The organism is Vogesella oryzae (genome assembly GCF_902829295.1).
Taxonomy (GTDB): domain Bacteria; phylum Pseudomonadota; class Gammaproteobacteria; order Burkholderiales; family Chromobacteriaceae; genus Vogesella; species Vogesella oryzae.
In genome coordinates, this window is sequence record NZ_CADEPL010000025.1 from 20,612 (window position 1) to 37,626 (window position 17,015).

Consider the following 17,015-nt stretch of genomic DNA (forward strand, 5'->3'; position numbering starts at 1 on the left):
GATGTCATCGGCACCCCGAGTGTTGCGAACCGAGTGAGAGTCCCATGCGTTACCTGTTCCGCCTGTTTGAGCTGCTGCTGCTCGTGTTGCTGGTTGCGGTTACCGTGCAGAACAGCACTGTGGTCGAATTCAAGCTGTTCTTCGGGCACAGCTGGCAAGTACCGCTGATCCTGCTGCTGCTGCTGTTCTTCGTCGCCGGCGCGGTCATTGGCTTGCTGGCAACCTTTGCCTATTCCCTGCGTGTCCGTCGCGAGCTATCGCAGCTCAAGAAGGAACTGCGTTCCCGTCAGGCTGCCAGCAAAGTGGTAGCTGACCCGAGTGATGCCCTGGCCGATTGAGCCGGCGGTTTTCCGTATCCGAGGTTGAATGTTGGATCTAGATCTGTGGTGGCTGTTGCTGTTCCCGGCGTTTTTCGGGCTGGGGTGGCTTGCCGCGCGCGTAGATTTGCGCGCTGTTTTGAAACAGGCCAAGGAAGTACCGGCTGCCTTTTACAAGGGGCTGGATGCGCTGGTGGATGATCGCACCGACGCAGCAGCACGTTCGCTGGCCGAGGTGGCACGCGCCCACCCGGACTCGCTGGATGTACAGCTGAGCCTGGGCAAACTCTATCGCCGACGCGGCGAGAATGATCACGCCATCCGTCTGCACCAGAAATTGCTGGAATTGCCGGATCTCACTGCAGAGCAGAAGTCCTTGGTGCGTTTCGAGTTGGCCCAGGACTTCCACAAGGCCGGGCTGGTGGATCGTGCCGAAGAGCTGCTGCTGACGCTGCTCAAGAGCCACACTATGGGCAAGCCGGCCCGCGAGCAGCTGCTGAGCATTTACCAGCAGGATCGCGACTGGGAGAAAGCCATCGCGACCGCTCGCGAACTGCGCAACGATGCTCATTCTTTCCAGCATGAAGTGGCGCAGTTCTTCTGCGAGCTGGCACAGGCCGCGCTGTACCAGTCCGATTACGACAAGGCTCGCCACTACGTACAAGAGGCGTTTGCCGCCAACCGCAAGTGTGTGCGCGCCAGCATCCTGCTGGGCGATATCGAAGTGGCCGAAGGCAAACTTGAGGCCGCGATCGCCGCCTGGCAGGCCATCGAGAAGCAGAATTATGAATACCTGGCCATGGTGGCCGAGCGGCTGTTCGATGCTTACGAAGCGCTGGGCAAGCAGCAGGAAGGCATCGCCTTGCTGCGCGGCTACCAGCGGACCTTCTCGCAGCTGGAATTGACCGACCTGCTGTACCAGAAAGTGGCCACCTACGAAGGCGAAGCCAAAGCGCTGGAGGCCGCGCGCGAGGCGGTGCATGCCCGGCCGAATCTGCTGGGTGTTTACCGCCTGATCGAAGCGCAGATGGACGAACTGAGTCCGGAAGGGCGCATGGATGCCGAAGTGGCGCGCGCACTGGTGATGAAACATGCGCAGAAACTGACCGTGCATCGCTGCAAGCGCTGCAATTTCCGCTCGCGGGCATTCTTCTGGCACTGCCCGGCCTGCGGCGAGTGGGAGAGCTTTACCCCCAACCGTTCGGAAACCAACTGAATTCACCGATACGACCAAGCATGAATCCATTGATCCTTGAAAATGCCGCGGCAAACGTGGCCTCGCCGGTGCTGGTGGCACTGGACTTTTCCACCGCCGATGCGGCGCTGGCCTTTGCCGCCCGTCTCGACCCGAGCCAGTGCCGCCTGAAAGTCGGCAAGGAGCTGTTTACCGCCGCCGGTCCGCAACTGGTGGAACAGTTGGCTGCACGCGGTTTCCAGGTATTCCTGGACCTGAAATTCCACGACATCCCCAATACCGTGGCCCACGCCTGCAAGATGGCGGCCGACATCGGCGTGTGGATGGTCAACGTGCACGCCTCCGGTGGCCGCCGCATGATGACGGCCGCCGTCGAGGCACTGGCCAACTACAGCCAGCGGCCGCTGCTGATCGCCGTCACCGTGCTCACCAGCATGGAAGCCGCCGATCTGGCCGAAATCGGCATCAGCGTGCCGCCACAGGAACACGTACTGCGTCTGGCGCGCCTGACCCGCGACAGCGGCTTTGATGGCGTGGTGTGCTCGGCGCAGGAAGCGCCGCTGCTCAAGGCCGAGATCGGCCAGGACTTCAAGCTGGTGACGCCGGGCATCCGTCTGGCCGATAGCGTCGCTGATGACCAGCGCCGCGTGATGACGCCGGTTGCCGCCTTGCAGGCCGGGGCTGACTACCTGGTGATCGGTCGTCCGATCACCAAGGCGGTAGACCCGCTGGCGGTACTGACCGGCATCAATGCCGATATCCGCGCCTGGCAGCAAGGCCGGGCTTGAACGGAGGGACGAGCATGAGCCTGTTGCAGCAACTGGGTCTGGCGCCCGAAGCATTGCGAACCAAGCTGGCGGCCAGTCGTGTGTTGGTGGTGGGAGACGTGATGCTGGACCGTTACTGGTTTGGCGACGTCAGCCGTATTTCGCCGGAAGCACCGGTGCCGGTGGCACGCATCAACCGCATGGAAGAACGCGCCGGCGGTGCGGCCAACGTGGCGCGCAATATTGCCGGCCTCGGCGGCCACGCCACCATCTTGTCGGTGGTTGGCGATGACGAAGCCGCCACTGCGCTGTCGCGACTGCTGGCTGCCGATGGCATCCAGGCCTCGCTCAAGCGCGATCCGGACATCTCCACTACCGTGAAACTGCGCGTGGTGGCCCGGCAGCAGCAACTGATCCGCCTCGATTTCGAGGACGCCCCCAGCCACGAAATTCTGGCCGACAAGCTGGACGAGTACGCCGCCATTGTCGCCGCGCATGATGTGGTAATCCTGTCCGATTACGGCAAGGGCGGCCTGACGCACGTGGCGCGCATGATCGCGCTGGCGCGTGCCGCCGGCAAACCGGTGCTGATCGACCCCAAGGGCGACGACTACAGCAAATACGCCGGTGCCACCCTGCTGACCCCGAACCGCAGCGAGTTCCGCCAGGTGGCGGGCAGCTGGCAGAGCGAGGAGCAGCTTACCGCCAAGGCCGAGGCATTGCGCAGCGAGCTGAAGCTGGATGCGCTGCTGGTGACGCGCAGCGAAGAGGGCATGACCCTGTTCCGCGCCGATGGTGCGGTGCATGAGCCGACGCTGGCAAAAGAGGTTTACGACGTGTCCGGTGCCGGCGATACCGTGATCGGTACGTTGGGGCTGATGCTGGCCGCCGGGCTGGAAATGCCGCTGGCCATGAGTCTGGCCAATGCCGCCGCTGGCATCGTGGTGGCGAAACTGGGTACCGCCGTGTGCCATCAGCACGAGCTGTTTGCGCTGTAAACGGTAGCCGTCAGTAGCAGGAAAGCGAGGCGCGCATGTTGTGGCACGATGAAGTCCTGCAGTTCTGGTTTGGTGGCAGCAGCGACGAGATGCTGTCCATCCCGCGCGATGCCTGGTTCAAGAAAGATGCGGTCTACGACAGCATTATCCGCGAGCGATTTCTGGAGCTGGTCACTGCGCTGCAGGCCGGCAGACTGGCGCCGGTGCTGGATGATGCCCGTCAGGCCTTAGCCTGGTTGATCGTGGCCGACCAGTTTCCGCGCAACCTGTTCCGTGGCGAGGCGCGAGCGTTTGCCAGCGATGCGCTGGCACAGCAGGTGGCGCGTGATATGTTGGCCGCCAGGCTGGACCAGCAGCTGCCGCCGGTGGCGCGCTGGTTCTGTTATCTGCCGCTGGAGCACAGCGAGCAACTGGCGGACCAGCATGAATGCGTGCGCCGTTTTACCGCGTTGCCGCCGGACAGCCCGGGCTATGCTTCCGTGCTGGATTACGCCGCTCGTCACCGCGACATCATTGCCCGCTTCGGCCGGTTTCCACACCGTAACGCCGCACTGGCGCGCAATAGTAGTGCCGAAGAGCTGGCCTTCCTGCAGCAGCCGGGCAGCAGCTTTTAACCGAATCGATACCGGGTTGGCCGCAGGCCGGCTCGCCTGAAAGGGAACACACATGACCATCGTCGTTACCGGCGCCGCCGGTTTTATCGGCTCCAACATCGTCAAGGCGCTGAATGCACGCGGCGAAACCGACATCCTGGCGGTAGACAACCTCACCAAGGGCGACAAGTTCGTCAACCTGGTGGATTGCGAAATCAGCGACTATCTGGACAAGCAGGATTTCATCAACCTGATCGGCAGTGGCGATTTTGATGGCGAGATCCGTGCCATCCTGCATCAGGGTGCCTGCTCGGACACCATGAACCACGACGGCAAGTACATGATGGAGAACAACTACCAGTACACGCTGGAGCTGTTCGAATTCTGCCAGGCCGAGGAAATCCCGCTGCTGTACGCTTCCAGTGCCGCCACCTATGGCAAGGGCAGTGTGTTCAAGGAAGACCGCCAGTACGAAGGCCCGCTCAATGTCTACGGCTACTCCAAGTTCCTGTTCGACCAGGTGCTGCGTCGCCGCATGAAGGAAGGCCTCACCGCGCAAGTGGCCGGCTTCCGCTACTTCAACGTCTACGGTCCGCAGGAGCAGCACAAGGGCCGCATGGCCTCGGTGGCGTTCCACAACTTCAACCAGTACCGTGAAACCGGCAAGGTGAAGCTGTTCGGCGGCTACGATGGCTACGCCGACGGCACCCAGAGCCGTGACTTCGTGTCGGTGGAAGACGTGGTGAAGGTCAACCTGTACTTCCTGGACAACCCGGACAAGCACGGCATCTTCAACCTCGGCTCCGGTCGTGCGCAGCCGTTCAACGACGTGGCGGTGGCTACCGTCAACGCCTGCCGCCGGCATGAAGGCAAGCCGGCGCTGAGCCTGGCGGAGCTGGTAGCGCAGGGCATCCTGGAATACATCGACTTCCCGGAGGCGCTGAAGGGCAAGTACCAGAGCTTTACCCAGGCCGATATCGGCAAACTGCGCGAGGCGGGTTACAGCGACGCGATGCTGACCGTGGAGCAGGGGGTGGACCGTTACGTGGACTGGCTGATGACGCGCTAAGTCGTGATGACGGCATTGCGTTGCTGACGGGCTGCCTGGGGGCGGCCCGTTTTGCTTTCATGGCGGCAACACAGCCCGCGTGGCGGACAACTTTCAAGTCAGGGCTTAAATTGACGATGGGTTTGCTGATAACATCTGTCAATGGCAACTCACCGAGACGTAAAGCAATGAAATGTCCCTTCTGCGGCGGTATCGATACCCAGGTGGTGGATTCCCGCGTCAGCGATGATGGCAGCACCATCCGCCGTCGCCGCCGCTGTCTGGGCTGTGAAAAACGCTTTACCACATTCGAGACTGCCGACGTCCGCATGCCGCAGGTGGTGAAAACCGGCGGCCACCGCACCGAGTTCGATGTGGAAAAGGTGCGCACCAGCTTCTTGCGCGCGCTGCACAAGCGGCCGGTGTCCACACCGCTGGTGGACGACGCCATCGACCGCATCTGCCAGCGCCTGCTGCAACTGGGCGAGCGCGAGGTATCCAGCCGCCAGATCGGCGAGATGGTGATGAACGAACTGGCCAAGCTGGACAAGGTGGCGTACGTGCGGTTTGCCTCGGTCTACAAGAGCTTCCAGGACATCGCCGAATTCAGCGATGCCATCAAGGAAATCCAGAAGAAGCCCTGATGCCGGCCGGCGGCGAGCTTGCGCGGCTGCTTCCTGCCGGCGGGCCGCCCCGCATGCGGCGGGCAAGGAGGTAGCAGATGACAACTTCTCATATCACCCTGCGTGATGCCGAAGAACAGCATGCGGCGCAACTGTTTGCGCTGATCAATGGCAGCCGCGATGTACTGGGGCAGTGGCTGCCGTGGGTAGAGAACTCGCAGACCGAAGAACAGGTGCGCGAGTTTCTGCAGCTGCGGGTTTGCGAGCGACGTCTGGGCGCCTCGCGTACCTGTCTGATCGACGTGGATGGCCAGATTGCCGGCGTGTGCGATTTGCACGGTATCAGTCATCAGGACCGCCGCGCCGCCATCGGCTACTGGCTGGCCGATACCTACGTTGGCCGCGGCATTCTGCCGCAGGCACTACAGCAACTTTTGACCATTGCCTACCGCGAGCTGGGGCTGCACCGTACCGAAATCATCACCGCGGCGGCCAACCTGCGCAGCTGTGCGGTGGCCGAGCGCATGGGCTTCCAGCAGGAAGGGGTGCTGCGTGGCTACCTGTATATCCGCGGACGCCATTGGGATGCCCGCATCTACAGTCAGCTGGCGAGCGAGTGGGATGTAACGCCATGAGCTTTACTGCCGACGATCACCGCTACATGCAGCAGGCGTTGCGGCTGGCGGCCGCCGCCACCCGCCGCGCGGCGCCCAATCCGGGTGTCGGCTGCGTGCTGGTGCGCGATGGCGAGATCATCGGCGAGGGCGCGACGCTGCAGGTGGGCGGCGATCATGCCGAGATCCAGGCGATCAAGGATTGTTACGCCCGCGGTCTGACGCCTGCCGGCGCGACCGCCTATGTCACGCTGGAGCCGTGCAGCCACCACGGCCGCACGCCGCCGTGTGCCGAGCGCCTGATCCACGAACAGCTTGGCCGCGTGGTGGCGGCGATGGTCGATCCCTATCACCAGGTCGCCGGCCGCGGCATTGCCATGCTGCAGGCCGCCGGCATTCGTGCCGAGTCCGGGCTGCTGGCGGCCGAGGCGCAGCGGGTGCATCGCGGCTTCCTGTCGCGGGTGACGCGGCAGCGGCCGTTTGTCACCCTCAAGGCGGCGGCGACGCTGGACGGCAAGACCGCCTTGCTCAACGGCGTCAGCCAGTGGATTACCGCCGCCGATGCGCGCCGCGACGTGCATGCCTTGCGTGCGGCCAACTGCGCAATCCTGACCGGCAGCGGTACCGTGCTGGCCGACGACCCGCAGCTGACGGTGCGCGATGTGCCGTGCCAGCGCCAGCCGGCGCGGGTGGTGGTGGACAGCCAGCTGGCCACCGCTGCCAGCGCCCGTATCTACGATGCCAGCGTGGCACCGGTATGGCTGGCAACCGCGGTAGCCGACGAGGCGCGCTGGCAGCCATACCGCGCCCGCGGCGTCACGGTGTTGCTGTTGCCGGCGGCGGATGGCCATGTCGATCTGCCGGCGTTGCTGCACGCGCTGGCGGCTGCCGGCATCAATGAGCTGATGGTGGAGGCGGGGGCCGGGCTGAACGGCGCGCTGCTGCAAGCTGATCTGGTGGACGAGATGGTGCTGTATCTGGCGCCCTATCTGGCCGGCGATGCCGCCCGCGGCCTGTTTGCCTGGCCGGCGTTGACCTCACTGGACGACAAGCTGGGGCTGACGGTACAGGAGATGCGCATGGTTGGCCACGACTTGCGGCTGCGCCTGCAACCAGTCGCGGCCGGCGACGGTCGAATTGTCGGATAAGATGCGAACCGCTATGCTGCACACCGCGCAGGATCATGGCAATCAGGAGAAAGCCCGGATGAGTAGTGCGGAAAAGAACGGAAAAGCCGGTACCGGTGATGCCCAGGATGCGCTGGATGCCTACCTGCGACTGTTGGAAAGCAAGGGGGCGAATAGCGAGGTGCTGGCGTTGCGCCGCCGGGTGCTGTCACGGCTGAACATGATCGTGCGCGGCCAACCGCGCACCACCACCATGTTCCGTTCCGCAGTGGACGCGCTGTTGTCGTTGTGCGCGCCGGAAGACCGCCCGGGCGCCATGACCGCGGCGCGCGAGTACTACTATTTCTGGATCGGCGACGTCAAAAAAGTTACCGAGCTGAATGCCAAGTCCGGCTTCACCACCAGCCCCGTGCGCCTGCCGGTACTGGCGTCGTTCGATGACCTGCAGCAGCGCATGAGCGATGCCGGTTTCGACACCTACCCGCCGTCGCTGGAACTGTACCTTGGGCAGCTGTACGAGCTCGGCTCGGAGGAAGACGTGTTGGGCGAGCGCGGCGAACTGCTCAAGCCGCTGCTGTTCCTGCTGCACGACCAGCCGCACCACCCGGACAGCTACCGCATGGCGGTGGATGCCATGCTGCTGCACCTGTCCGACAGCTGTGCCAGCGAAACCTTTCTCACCATCGCCCGCGAATTCTTCTACTACTGGCTGTCGTTTCCCGACGCCGATGTCCGCGAACAATTTGGCGTGCCACAGCCGGTCTGAGCGCGCGGACTGTTCTGCCGGCCAATTGAGCGCCATTTTTGCCACTGGCATCATGCGGCCAACCTCGTCTTGATCTGGAGTTCTGCATGACCGCTTCCGCCTATTCCCAGCTGGAATCCGTATTTACCCGTCTGTACCGCTACCAGCATCTGGCCGCCATTGCCGGCTGGGATCAGGCCGCCATGATGCCGCCCAAGGGCAATGATGCCCGTGGTGCCGCCATGGCCGAGCTGCAGGTACTGATGCACGCCACGCTGACCGAGCCGGCGTTACAGCCGCTGCTGGCTGCCGCCGAGCAGGAGCCGCTGGACGACACCCGCCGCGCCTCGCTGCGCGAAATGCGCCGCAGCTGGCAGCATGCCAACCTGCTGCCGGCATCGCTGGTGGAAGCCAAGGCGCTGGCCGGCAGCCGTTGCGAACATGCCTGGCGCGAACAGCGCAAGGCGGGCGACTGGCAGGGCTTTCTCGGCAACTTCCGCGAGGTGGTGCAACTGTCGCGGCAGGAAGCGCAGCTGCTGGCCGAAGCCACCGGCAAGCGCCCGTACGATGCGCTGATGGACAAGTTCGAGCCGGGCATGAGCAGCGCCGAGGTGGAGCGCATCTTCGGCGACGTGAAAACCTGGCTGCCCGGCCTGATCCAGCAGGCCATGGCCAAGCAGGCGGGCGAGACGCTGCTGGCGGCACAGGGCCCGTTTGCGGTGGACAGCCAGCGCGCGCTGGGGGTGGAAATCATGGGGCTGCTCGGCTTCGATTTCGATGCCGGCCGGCTGGACGTGTCGGTGCACCCGTTCTGCGGCGGCGTGGCCGAAGACGTGCGCATTACCACCCGCTACCGCGACGACGACTTCATGCAAAGCATGATGGGCATCGTGCACGAAACCGGCCACGCCCGTTACGAGCAATGCCTGCCGCGTGAGCTGGTGCATCTGCCGCTGGGGCAGGCGCGCTCGATGGGCATTCACGAAAGCCAGAGCCTGTCATTCGAGATGCAGCTGGGGCGCAGCCCCGCCTTCCTGCAGCTGATCGCACCGCTGGTGAAAAAACATCTCGGCGAGCAGGACGCTTTCGCTGCGGCCAACCTGGCGCGCATGTATACCCGCGTCCGTCCCGGCTATATCCGCGTCGATGCCGACGAGCTGACCTATCCGGCGCACGTGATCCTGCGCTACGAGATCGAACGTGCGCTGATCGAAGGCGATATCGAGGCCGAGGACATCCCGGCGCTGTGGGACGAAAAAATGCAGGCCTATCTCGGCATCGACACCCGTGGCAATTACCGCGACGGCTGCCTGCAGGACATCCATTGGACCGATGGCAGCTTCGGCTACTTCCCCAGCTACACCCTGGGCGCGATGTACGCGGCGCAGTATTTCGCTACCATCCGCCGCAGCGTGCCAGACCTGGATGCGCGCATCGCCGCCGGCGAGCTGGCGCCGGTCTTCGACTGGTTGGACGCCAACATCTGGTCGCAGGCCAGCCGCTGGGAAACCGCCGAGCTGGTACAGCGCGCCACCGGCGAGGCGCTGAACCCGGCACACTTCCGAGCCCATCTGGAAGCGCGTTATCTGTAAGACAGCACTGGACCGTAGATGGAATAACGGCGGCTCATAATGAGCCGCCGTTAATGTTTATAGGCCAAAGAGCATGTGGCCAAATCCTTCGGGCTGATTCGCGCTTTTAGTATCTAGAACTGCTGTTCACACGGGTCGCCATCGTGATCGCCGTCCATTTTTGTGTCCGGGCAGTGTTGCAGGAAATAAAGCGCCTCTTCCTTGGAGCGCATCTGTGAGCAATGCTGGCGACCATCGCAACTGAACTGATGCTGACTGGCAGGTTCTAGCGGACTGGTCTGCTGTGACAAGATGGCGTCTGCTGCCGCTATCGTGGCGTGTGCCTGGTAGCGCTGATAGCCGAAATAGCCAAGACCGGCGACTACTGCGGTAGCAAGCAATATGTGGCTGAAGCTGGTTTTGGGGCGCACGGGCTGGCGGGCAGGGCGCACGGAGCGGGATGCAGCGAAACCTTTGCCCTGTATCTGGCAGGCTGCCGCTTTGCCGTCCCGTCCCTGTTTCAGCTCGAAGGAAACCAGCCAGCCCAGCTGCGGGCGGACGCCGGTGGCCGGGCAGTCACTGATGTGAAAGAAGACTTCTCCCTTGGTGTCTTGGCGCTGAATGAAACCGTAACCCTTGTCATCTAACCAGCGGGTGATGGTGCCGTAGTAAGCCATATTCTTGCCCTGATTATGGAGTCGGCATTGTAGCGGCTTTTATCCCGAAAGAATTTCTGGCTAGTTGCTAGTCTGGTACAACATGGCTGCGCCATCGCGCTTGGCTGCCAGTTTTTCCAATTGTGTCTTACCCGAGTAACGGCACGCCATGCGGGGGCGCAGAAGAGGTATGCCGCTTGCCGCGCGGAACTTACAGCCTCACAAAGTACGGCACCGCCGCGATGGCCACGCCGGCCGCGACCAGTTGCCAGCTGCTGGCAATGAGGTAGGGCACCACCATCAGTGCGATGCCGCACAGCAGCGGCACCAGCGCGCGCTGCTTTTTGCCGTAGATGAAATAGCCGAAGCCGACGGAGCTGACGACGACGCCCCAGAGCAGTAAAGCCGCGTTCATGGGCGTGGCTCCTGTCGCCGGCGGAAAGAGGTGTTGACTGTCATGTTGTTCCTTGCTGCGGATCGCGTGCAGGGCAAGCCTGGTGCCTGGTGTGTCGTGCCGGGTTTTCTTGCTGCGCTAACCGCTGCGTAGCGCAAAGTCCGATGCACCATCACGGCGGATAGCGTCAGCTGGCGACGCTGCGTGCCAGCTCGCCCAGCCGCTGCAGCGCGCCGACATAGCGCTCGTCCAGCGGCTGGCAGCAGGACAGCCGCAGCGCATTGCGATAGCGGCCGCCCGGCGAGTACAACGGGCCGGGCGAGATGCTGATGCGCTCGGCGATGGCGGCGTGGAACAGCGCCACGGTGTCGTAGTTTTCCGGCAACTCCACCCAGATCAAAAAGCCGCCGCTGGGATTGGTTGCGTGGGTGCCGGGCGGGAAGTACTCGGCGATCAAGGCGCGCACCTTGTCCACGTGCAGCGCGTAACGGCGCTTGAGCGCGCGCAGATGGTGGTCGTAGCCGCCGGACTCCAGAAACGCGCCCAGGGTTTCGCACAGCACCAGCGGTTCGGCGATGGAGCTGGCGAACTTCAGCTTCTTGATCTCCTCGCCGAAGCGACCACCTTCCAGCCAGCCGACGCGGAAATCCGGCGCCAGCGTCTTGGTGTAGCTGGCGCAGACCAGCACCCAGCCGTCCTGGTCGAAGGCCTTCACCGCCGGCTGCAGCGCGTCGCCGAACTGCAGCTCGGCATACAGCGCGTCCTCGATCAGCGGCACGCGGTGGCGATTGACCAGTGCGGCCAACCTTTTCTTGTTGTCGGTGCTCATGCTGCAACCCAGCGGGTTGTGCACATTGGGCATGGCGATGATGGCGTTGAGGCGTTGTTCCTGCAGCAGCAGCTCCAGCGCGTCCAGCGCCAGGCCGTGTTGCGGATCGGTGGGGATTTCCACCGCCTTCAGCCCCAGGCTGGTGAACAGCGGCAGCAGGTTGAAATAGGTGGGCGATTCGATACCCACGGTGTCGCCAGGGCGGGTAATGGCGCGCAGCGCCAGCTGCAGCGCTTCCATCGCGCCGTGGGTGAGGATGATGTTGTCGGCCTGCAGCGCCATGCCCAGCTCCAGCCCGCGGCGGGCGATCTGGGTGCGCAGCCGTTCCGAGCCCGGCGGCAGCGCGTAATTGCCCACCAGCCCCGGCTGCTTGCGCAGCACCTGGCCCATCAGCCGCGCCAGCTTGGCCGACGGGTAGAAGTCGCCGCCGCGCGGGCAGGCCAGCGCCATGTCGATGTAGCCCGGTGTCTGCTGCGCCTTCAGTGCCGCGCCGATCAGGTCCAGCACCGCGCCATCGGTACCGCGTGCCGGTCCTGGGCGGTGGCTGGCGCCGCGCGCCGGCGACGGCAAGCGCGAGCGCACGTAGTAGCCGCTTTGCGGCCGCGCCTCGATCAGGCCGCGGTCTTCCAGCACGCGGTAGGCGGCCACCACGGTGTTGAGCGACAACTGCCGGCTGCTGGCGGTCTTGCGCACCGATGGCAGGCGCGAGCCGGGCGGCAGCGTGCCCAGGTTGATGGCAGAAGACAGGTCGTCGGCAAGTTGCTGGTACAGCGTGGCAGTAGTCATCGGCATCTCGTGACAGCGGGGTGATAAAACGGTGGTGACAGTTGCCGCTTGGTGCTAACTGTCACCGTGACAATAACAAATCCGTGCGGCTGTAACCAGCGTGCTGCGAACGCTAGCATGGCTCCATCCCCACCTGTTCAAGGAGACTGCCATGCTGAGCTGGCCGCTGATGAGTTATGTTGCGCTAATGTCGATCACCCCCGGTCCCAACAACCTGATGTTGGCCGCATCCGGGGTCAACTTCGGCTGGCGCCGCACCGTGCCGCATATGCTGGGTATTTCCGGCGGTCACGGCCTGCAGATATTGCTGGTGTCGCTGCTGCTGGGCTGGGTGCTGGCGCTGCTGGAGCATGGCCGGCTGTGGCTGGCGCTGGCCGGCTGCGGCTACCTGTTCTGGCTGTCGTGGCAGGTGTGGCGCGCCGGTGCGCCGCAGAGCCGCCAGAGCGCCAGACCGCTGGGTTTCATCGGCGCGGCGGCGTTCCAGTGGGTAAACCCCAAGGCCTGGGTGATGGTGGTCAATACCAGCGTGCTGTTCCTGCCGCACGATGCCACCGCCGGACATTCGCTGCTGCTGGCCGGCATCTGCGCCATGATCAACCTGCCCTGCATAGCGGTGTGGGTTGGTATGGGCGATGCACTGCGCCACCATCTGTCGCGCGATAGTGTGCGCAGTGCTTTCAACGCGGTGATGGCACTGGCGATGGCGAGCACCGCCGGCTATCTGCTGTGGGATGAATTGCTGATTTCGGGAGTGTGGTAATGCGTTATCTGGGTTTGCTGGGCGGCATGAGCTGGGAGTCGACACTGCACTACTACCAGCAGATTAACGAAGGCGTGCGCGAACGCCTTGGCGGGCTGCACTCGGCGCCGCTATTGTTGCACAGCGTGGATTTTGCACCGGTCGCCGACCTGCAGCAGCGTGGCGAGTGGCAGGCGCTGGGTGCGCAGCTCGCGTGCGCGGCGCAGGGGCTGGTGCAGGCCGGTGCCCGCGGCCTGCTGCTGTGTACCAATACCATGCACAAGGTGGCGCCACAGATCGAAGCGGCAGTGGACGTGCCCTTGCTGCATATCGCCGACCCTACCATTACCGCGCTGCAGGCGGCGGGTGTCCGCCGCGTCGGGTTGCTGGCGACCGGCTTCACCATGGAGCAGGATTTCTATCGCCAGAGGTTGGCCGCCGCCGGGCTGGCGGTGCTGCTGCCGGATGCCGCCGACCGTAGCGAGGTGCATCGGGTCATTTTCGACGAACTGTGTCTGGGCCAGGTGCTGGCAGCATCGCGCGAGCGTTATCGGGCCATCATCGGGCGGCTGCAGGCGGCAGGGGCCGAGGCGGTGATCCTGGGCTGCACCGAGATCGGCATGCTGTTGCAGCCGGAGCACAGCCCGCTGCCGCTGTTCGATACCACCGCGCTGCATGCCGCCGCCGCCGTTACCTGGCTGCAGGGGGGATGACACGCGGTCAGCGCAACTCGGAGCCGGAATATATTGGGAAATACTTTTGCCGCTAGCGATAATGCAGTATCCACCCTGATAACAAGACAAGGGGACGGCTGTGGGCAAGGCAAAGTGGGGCGTATTGCTGGCGTTATTGCTGGCCGGGGCCGCGCAGGCGCAGACACTGACGGTGTGTGCCGAACGCTGGCTGCCGTTTATCTCCCGTGATAGCGGCGGTGTGGTGCGTGGTCTGGCCGTCGATGCGCTGAACCGCGCGGCCGCTAGCCGCGGGGTATCGGTGCGTTACCAGTTTCTGGCCATCAGCGGTTGCTACCGGCAGGCCGCCAGTGGTGGTGCCGACATCGTGGCATTTGCTACCGCCGAGGAAAGCCCTGCCGGCTGGCTACTGACGCGCAAGCCGATGGTGTACTGGCCGCTGTATGCCTGGGTGCGGCGCGATGACGGCGCGCAGCGCTACCAGGGGCTGCAGCAGTTCACCGGCATGCGCGTGGCGTGGGTGTCGAATTACGATTATCCGGAGCAGATGAGCCGCCACAGCAACTGGACGCGGGTAGAAGCGCAAGACTCCTATGCCTCGCTCACCATGCTGGCTGGCGGACGGGTGGATGTGGTGTTTGATGACGTCCAGGCCACCGTGGACGTGTCCCGCCAGGTCGGCGGGCGGGTTAAGCGGCTGGATGGCCTGGTCGGCAGCCATCAGGAAGACTTCAGCCTGCGCCCGGGGCTGGCCTGGCTGCGTGATGCACTGGACAGCGAAGCGGCGCACATGGCGGCCAACGGCGAGCTGGACGCGTTTTACCGCAAATACTTTCAGGCCAGCTGGGAGCAGGTGCAGGCGGTGCCGCACTGAGCCATGACTAGGCGCCAGCCTGCGCGGCCCGCCACGCCAGCAGGCCCTGTGCCGCCGCCTGACCGGTGGCCAGACAGGCGGTGAGCAGATAGCCGCCGGTCGGTGCCTCCCAGTCCAGCATCTCGCCGGCACAGAACACCCCGGGCAGGGCCGTCAGCATCTGCCGCTTATCCAGCGCTTCAAAACGTACGCCGCCGGCGGTGCTGATGGCTTCATCAATCGGCCGCGTGGCGCGTAGCGTGAGCGGCAGCGCCTTGATGGCCGCGGCCAACCGGGTCATGTCATTGAAACTGTCCTTGTCCAGCAATTCGCGCAGCAGACCGGCGCGCGCGCCGTCGATGCCGCACTGCTTGCGCAGGTGGTTGGCCAGCGAGGCCGCGCCACGGCCGCGCTGCAGTTCGGCGGTAAGCCGGGCCAGATCGCGGTCCGGCGCCAGATCCAGCTGGATGGTAGCGCTGCCGTCGCGGTTGATGCGTTCGCGGATGGCGGCGGCAAATCCGTATACCAGATTGCCCTCGATGCCATCGTGGGTCAGCACCATCTCGCCACGCCGGCGCAGCGGCTGGCCATGCACATCCTCGAAATTCAGCGCCACGTTCTTCAGCGGGCTGCCGGCAAACTTGGCGGCGAAGTGCTCGCTCCAGCCACAGACAAAGCCGCAGTTGGCCGCCTGCAGGGGCGCCAGCGCCACGCCGCGTGCCGCCAGCAGCGGCAACCACTTGCCATCCGATCCCAGTTTGGCCCAGCTGCCGCCGCCCAGCGCCAGCACGGTGGGGGCCGCATCGCGCAGCACCTCGCCATCCGGGGTGGCAAAGCGCAGGCGGCCGGCATCGTCCCAGCCCAGCCAACGGTGGCGCACATGCAATTGCAGCCCGGCATCACGCAGCCGCGCCAGCCAGGCGCGCAGCAGCGGTGCTGCCTTCATCGCGGTGGGAAACACCTTGCCGGAGCTGCCGACAAAGGTGTCGATGCCCAGACCGTGCACCCAGCTGCGTAGCGCGTCGGCGTCGAAAGCGTCGATGGCGGGTGTCAGCTCGGCTTCTCGCAAGCCATAGCGCGCCAGAAACGGCGCGCGCGGTTCGCTGTGGGTAATGTTCATGCCGCCGACGCCGGCCAGCAGGAACTTGCGGCCAACCGAAGGCATGGCATCAAACAGCTCCACCGCCATGCCGTGCTGCAGCAGCACCTCGGCAGCCATCAGGCCGGCAGGACCGCCACCGATGACGATGGCGCGGTTGGGGGTGGAAGTAGCGTGAGTCATGCAAAAAGCCTGGCAAGGTTGGCCGCAACGGGCGAGGGGGCGATTGTACCGGATCGGCGGCAGCTTGAAGCCATCAGGGGGTACTGATGAAGGTACGGTATTGAGCCGGCGTGATAGGCCCTGGGGGAGGGGCTGTGCCGCAGCGCTTTTGGGGCGATGTATTTTCCTGTGCGAAGCGATTTCATGCGTACTGAGTTTGCGGTGGCCGCAAATGACTGTTTAAAATTGCGGGTTGTCGAATTGTTGGCGAAATAGTTGATTTTTAATTGAATTGTTGTGTTTTGTAGCGAATTGAAAAGAGAAATATGTCATTTGTTTCGGAAAAAAATGGTTACGAATCCAGGCTGTGTCCCACCCTGCCGCGGCTTGCCACCGCCATTATCGAATTGCCGGACGGGGTGCTGATGACGGCCAGTCATAGCGGCCGTTTTGGCCTGCCGGGCGGGCCGTCGCAACGTGGCGAGCTGCGTTCGCAGGCGCTGCTGCGCCATATCCGCGAGCAGACCGGGCTGCGCATCAATACCATGCTGTATCTGTTCGATCACATCACCCAGCACAATGCGCACAAGGTGTATCTGGCGATTGCCCAGGGCGCGCCGCGGCTGCAGGAAGCCGGTAGCCGCATGACGCTGATTACCTCGCCGGATACTGATACCGATGTGCATGTCGAGTCGCGCGCCATCCTGCGCCGTTATGCCAAGGTGCGTGGCGAGCAGGGGCCGAAGAGCGAGGCAGTGCGCGCCATGCTGCAGTTGGCGCGCTATATCGCCAAGGTGGAATGAGCGGGGTAACGGCTGTGTCGGACCGCTGGCAGCCGCTCGACGAGTTCGGCTTCGATTCCGCGCTGGCGCGGCAAGCGGGCGTGAGTCTGGTGATGTTCGGGCAGCCGCATTGCGGCGCCTGTCGCGGCTGGCACGCGCAGTTGCCGCACTGGCTGGCAGCGGACTTCACGCTGTTTTATGTCGATGTGGCGGTGGCTACCGCGCTGGCGCGCCGCTTCGAGCTGTTTCATCTGCCGGCCTTTGCGCTGTACCGCGACGGTGTTTTCCACTGCCTGTGGCGCAGTGCCTTCAGTCGCGGTGAGGTTGGCCGCACGTTGGCGATCGCGCTGGCGGCGCCGGCGCAAGAGGAACCCTGACAGCCGATGTCTTGATATCAAAAAAGCCCGCAGTTGCGGGCTTTTTGC

The 17,015-nt window shown here is 64.2% G+C and carries 20 protein-coding genes; 16 read left to right on the top strand and 4 right to left on the bottom strand.

Annotated elements, in window-relative coordinates; translation table 11 throughout:
- The first annotated feature begins 44 nt into the window (after positions 1-44).
- The 11 genes from HU218_RS10770 to HU218_RS10820 all read left to right on the top strand — a co-directional run bounded on the left by HU218_RS10770 (position 45) and on the right by HU218_RS10820 (position 9,619).
- The gene (locus HU218_RS10770) at positions 45-338 is read left to right on the top strand and encodes a LapA family protein (protein WP_174874943.1); all 294 of its coding nucleotides are present in this window, start codon (positions 45-47) and stop codon (positions 336-338) included.
- 28 nt (positions 339-366) lie between these two features.
- Positions 367-1,533 (top strand): lipopolysaccharide assembly protein LapB, encoded by a 1,167-nt coding sequence (gene lapB / locus HU218_RS10775; RefSeq protein ID WP_174874944.1) that lies wholly within the window; start codon positions 367-369, stop codon positions 1,531-1,533.
- A gap of 20 nt (positions 1,534-1,553) precedes the next feature.
- The gene (gene pyrF, locus HU218_RS10780; protein ID WP_174874945.1) at positions 1,554-2,300 is read left to right on the top strand and encodes an orotidine-5'-phosphate decarboxylase; all 747 of its coding nucleotides are present in this window, start codon (positions 1,554-1,556) and stop codon (positions 2,298-2,300) included.
- Between the two features lie 14 nt (positions 2,301-2,314).
- Positions 2,315-3,277, top strand: a complete 963-nt coding sequence (gene rfaE1 / locus HU218_RS10785; RefSeq protein WP_174874946.1) for a D-glycero-beta-D-manno-heptose-7-phosphate kinase — start codon at positions 2,315-2,317, stop codon at positions 3,275-3,277.
- A 35-nt stretch (positions 3,278-3,312) separates the two neighbouring features.
- Positions 3,313-3,891 carry a DUF924 family protein gene (locus HU218_RS10790; protein WP_174874947.1) on the top strand — a complete coding sequence of 193 codons (579 nt, stop codon included), beginning with the start codon at positions 3,313-3,315 and terminating at the stop codon, positions 3,889-3,891.
- A 52-nt stretch (positions 3,892-3,943) separates the two neighbouring features.
- Positions 3,944-4,939 (top strand): ADP-glyceromanno-heptose 6-epimerase, encoded by a 996-nt coding sequence (gene rfaD, locus HU218_RS10795; RefSeq protein ID WP_174874948.1) that lies wholly within the window; start codon positions 3,944-3,946, stop codon positions 4,937-4,939.
- Between the two features lie 167 nt (positions 4,940-5,106).
- Positions 5,107-5,562, top strand: coding sequence for a transcriptional regulator NrdR (gene nrdR / locus HU218_RS10800; RefSeq protein WP_174874949.1), 456 nt, complete (start codon positions 5,107-5,109; stop codon positions 5,560-5,562).
- Positions 5,563-5,639: 77 nt separating this feature from the next.
- Positions 5,640-6,176: a GNAT family N-acetyltransferase gene (locus HU218_RS10805; RefSeq protein WP_174874950.1), complete on the top strand. Its 537-nt coding sequence runs from the start codon at positions 5,640-5,642 to the stop codon at positions 6,174-6,176.
- On the top strand, positions 6,173-7,303 hold the full coding sequence (gene ribD, locus HU218_RS10810) for a bifunctional diaminohydroxyphosphoribosylaminopyrimidine deaminase/5-amino-6-(5-phosphoribosylamino)uracil reductase RibD (RefSeq protein ID WP_174874951.1): 1,131 nt from the start codon (positions 6,173-6,175) through the stop codon (positions 7,301-7,303). The genes HU218_RS10805 and ribD overlap by 4 nt, the downstream gene beginning before the upstream one ends.
- A gap of 58 nt (positions 7,304-7,361) precedes the next feature.
- A complete protein-coding gene (locus tag HU218_RS10815; RefSeq protein ID WP_174874952.1) occupies positions 7,362-8,048 on the top strand; it encodes a hypothetical protein in 687 nt (228 codons plus the stop codon).
- Between the two features lie 86 nt (positions 8,049-8,134).
- On the top strand, positions 8,135-9,619 hold the full coding sequence (locus tag HU218_RS10820; protein ID WP_174874953.1) for a carboxypeptidase M32: 1,485 nt from the start codon (positions 8,135-8,137) through the stop codon (positions 9,617-9,619).
- Between the two features lie 113 nt (positions 9,620-9,732).
- On the opposite strand, the gene HU218_RS10825 is transcribed toward HU218_RS10820, so the two are convergent.
- The 3 genes from HU218_RS10825 to HU218_RS10835 form a co-directional block, all read right to left on the bottom strand.
- Positions 9,733-10,275, bottom strand: coding sequence for a cold shock domain-containing protein (locus tag HU218_RS10825; protein ID WP_174874954.1), 543 nt, complete (start codon positions 10,273-10,275; stop codon positions 9,733-9,735).
- Between the two features lie 190 nt (positions 10,276-10,465).
- Positions 10,466-10,669: a hypothetical protein gene (locus HU218_RS10830; protein ID WP_174874955.1), complete on the bottom strand. Its 204-nt coding sequence runs from the start codon at positions 10,667-10,669 to the stop codon at positions 10,466-10,468.
- A 166-nt stretch (positions 10,670-10,835) separates the two neighbouring features.
- Positions 10,836-12,263, bottom strand: a complete 1,428-nt coding sequence (locus HU218_RS10835) for an aminotransferase-like domain-containing protein (protein WP_174874956.1) — start codon at positions 12,261-12,263, stop codon at positions 10,836-10,838.
- Between the two features lie 151 nt (positions 12,264-12,414).
- On the opposite strand from HU218_RS10835, the gene HU218_RS10840 reads away from it, so the two are divergent.
- The 3 genes from HU218_RS10840 (at position 12,415) to HU218_RS10850 (ending at position 14,568) form a co-directional block, all read left to right on the top strand.
- Positions 12,415-13,023, top strand: coding sequence for a LysE family translocator (locus HU218_RS10840; RefSeq protein ID WP_174874957.1), 609 nt, complete (start codon positions 12,415-12,417; stop codon positions 13,021-13,023).
- Positions 13,023-13,715, top strand: a complete 693-nt coding sequence (locus HU218_RS10845; RefSeq protein ID WP_174874958.1) for an aspartate/glutamate racemase family protein — start codon at positions 13,023-13,025, stop codon at positions 13,713-13,715. The genes HU218_RS10840 and HU218_RS10845 overlap by 1 nt, the downstream gene beginning before the upstream one ends.
- 100 nt (positions 13,716-13,815) lie before the next feature.
- Positions 13,816-14,568: a substrate-binding periplasmic protein gene (locus HU218_RS10850; protein ID WP_174874959.1), complete on the top strand. Its 753-nt coding sequence runs from the start codon at positions 13,816-13,818 to the stop codon at positions 14,566-14,568.
- 7 nt (positions 14,569-14,575) lie between these two features.
- On the opposite strand, the gene HU218_RS10855 is transcribed toward HU218_RS10850, so the two are convergent.
- Positions 14,576-15,829, bottom strand: a complete 1,254-nt coding sequence (locus tag HU218_RS10855; RefSeq protein WP_174874960.1) for a TIGR03862 family flavoprotein — start codon at positions 15,827-15,829, stop codon at positions 14,576-14,578.
- A 305-nt stretch (positions 15,830-16,134) separates the two neighbouring features.
- Here HU218_RS10855 and HU218_RS10860 point away from each other — a divergent pair, with 305 nt between their 5' ends.
- Positions 16,135-16,611 (top strand): NUDIX hydrolase, encoded by a 477-nt coding sequence (locus tag HU218_RS10860; RefSeq protein WP_217450795.1) that lies wholly within the window; start codon positions 16,135-16,137, stop codon positions 16,609-16,611.
- Positions 16,612-16,625: 14 nt separating this feature from the next.
- Positions 16,626-16,967 carry a thioredoxin family protein gene (locus tag HU218_RS10865; protein WP_174874961.1) on the top strand — a complete coding sequence of 114 codons (342 nt, stop codon included), beginning with the start codon at positions 16,626-16,628 and terminating at the stop codon, positions 16,965-16,967.
- The last annotated feature ends 48 nt before the right edge of the window (positions 16,968-17,015 follow it).

Bases quoted from the DNA above. Each gene is read 5' to 3' on its own strand.
- ribD (WP_174874951.1), top strand. From the start codon at position 6,173: ATGAGCTTTACTGCCGACGATCACCGCTACATGCAGCAGGCGTTGCGG.
- HU218_RS10855 (WP_174874960.1), bottom strand. From the start codon at position 15,829: ATGACTCACGCTACTTCCACCCCCAACCGCGCCATCGTCATCGGTGGC.
- HU218_RS10790 (WP_174874947.1), top strand. From the start codon at position 3,313: ATGTTGTGGCACGATGAAGTCCTGCAGTTCTGGTTTGGTGGCAGCAGC.
- rfaD (WP_174874948.1), top strand. From the start codon at position 3,944: ATGACCATCGTCGTTACCGGCGCCGCCGGTTTTATCGGCTCCAACATC.
- HU218_RS10835 (WP_174874956.1), bottom strand. From the start codon at position 12,263: ATGACTACTGCCACGCTGTACCAGCAACTTGCCGACGACCTGTCTTCT.
- HU218_RS10820 (WP_174874953.1), top strand. From the start codon at position 8,135: ATGACCGCTTCCGCCTATTCCCAGCTGGAATCCGTATTTACCCGTCTG.
- rfaE1 (WP_174874946.1), top strand. From the start codon at position 2,315: ATGAGCCTGTTGCAGCAACTGGGTCTGGCGCCCGAAGCATTGCGAACC.
- HU218_RS10860 (WP_217450795.1), top strand. From the start codon at position 16,135: ATGTCATTTGTTTCGGAAAAAAATGGTTACGAATCCAGGCTGTGTCCC.
- HU218_RS10825 (WP_174874954.1), bottom strand. From the start codon at position 10,275: ATGGCTTACTACGGCACCATCACCCGCTGGTTAGATGACAAGGGTTAC.
- HU218_RS10815 (WP_174874952.1), top strand. From the start codon at position 7,362: ATGAGTAGTGCGGAAAAGAACGGAAAAGCCGGTACCGGTGATGCCCAG.
- lapB (WP_174874944.1), top strand. From the start codon at position 367: ATGTTGGATCTAGATCTGTGGTGGCTGTTGCTGTTCCCGGCGTTTTTC.
- HU218_RS10805 (WP_174874950.1), top strand. From the start codon at position 5,640: ATGACAACTTCTCATATCACCCTGCGTGATGCCGAAGAACAGCATGCG.
- HU218_RS10770 (WP_174874943.1), top strand. From the start codon at position 45: ATGCGTTACCTGTTCCGCCTGTTTGAGCTGCTGCTGCTCGTGTTGCTG.
- nrdR (WP_174874949.1), top strand. From the start codon at position 5,107: ATGAAATGTCCCTTCTGCGGCGGTATCGATACCCAGGTGGTGGATTCC.
- HU218_RS10840 (WP_174874957.1), top strand. From the start codon at position 12,415: ATGCTGAGCTGGCCGCTGATGAGTTATGTTGCGCTAATGTCGATCACC.
- pyrF (WP_174874945.1), top strand. From the start codon at position 1,554: ATGAATCCATTGATCCTTGAAAATGCCGCGGCAAACGTGGCCTCGCCG.
- HU218_RS10845 (WP_174874958.1), top strand. From the start codon at position 13,023: ATGCGTTATCTGGGTTTGCTGGGCGGCATGAGCTGGGAGTCGACACTG.
- HU218_RS10830 (WP_174874955.1), bottom strand. From the start codon at position 10,669: ATGAACGCGGCTTTACTGCTCTGGGGCGTCGTCGTCAGCTCCGTCGGC.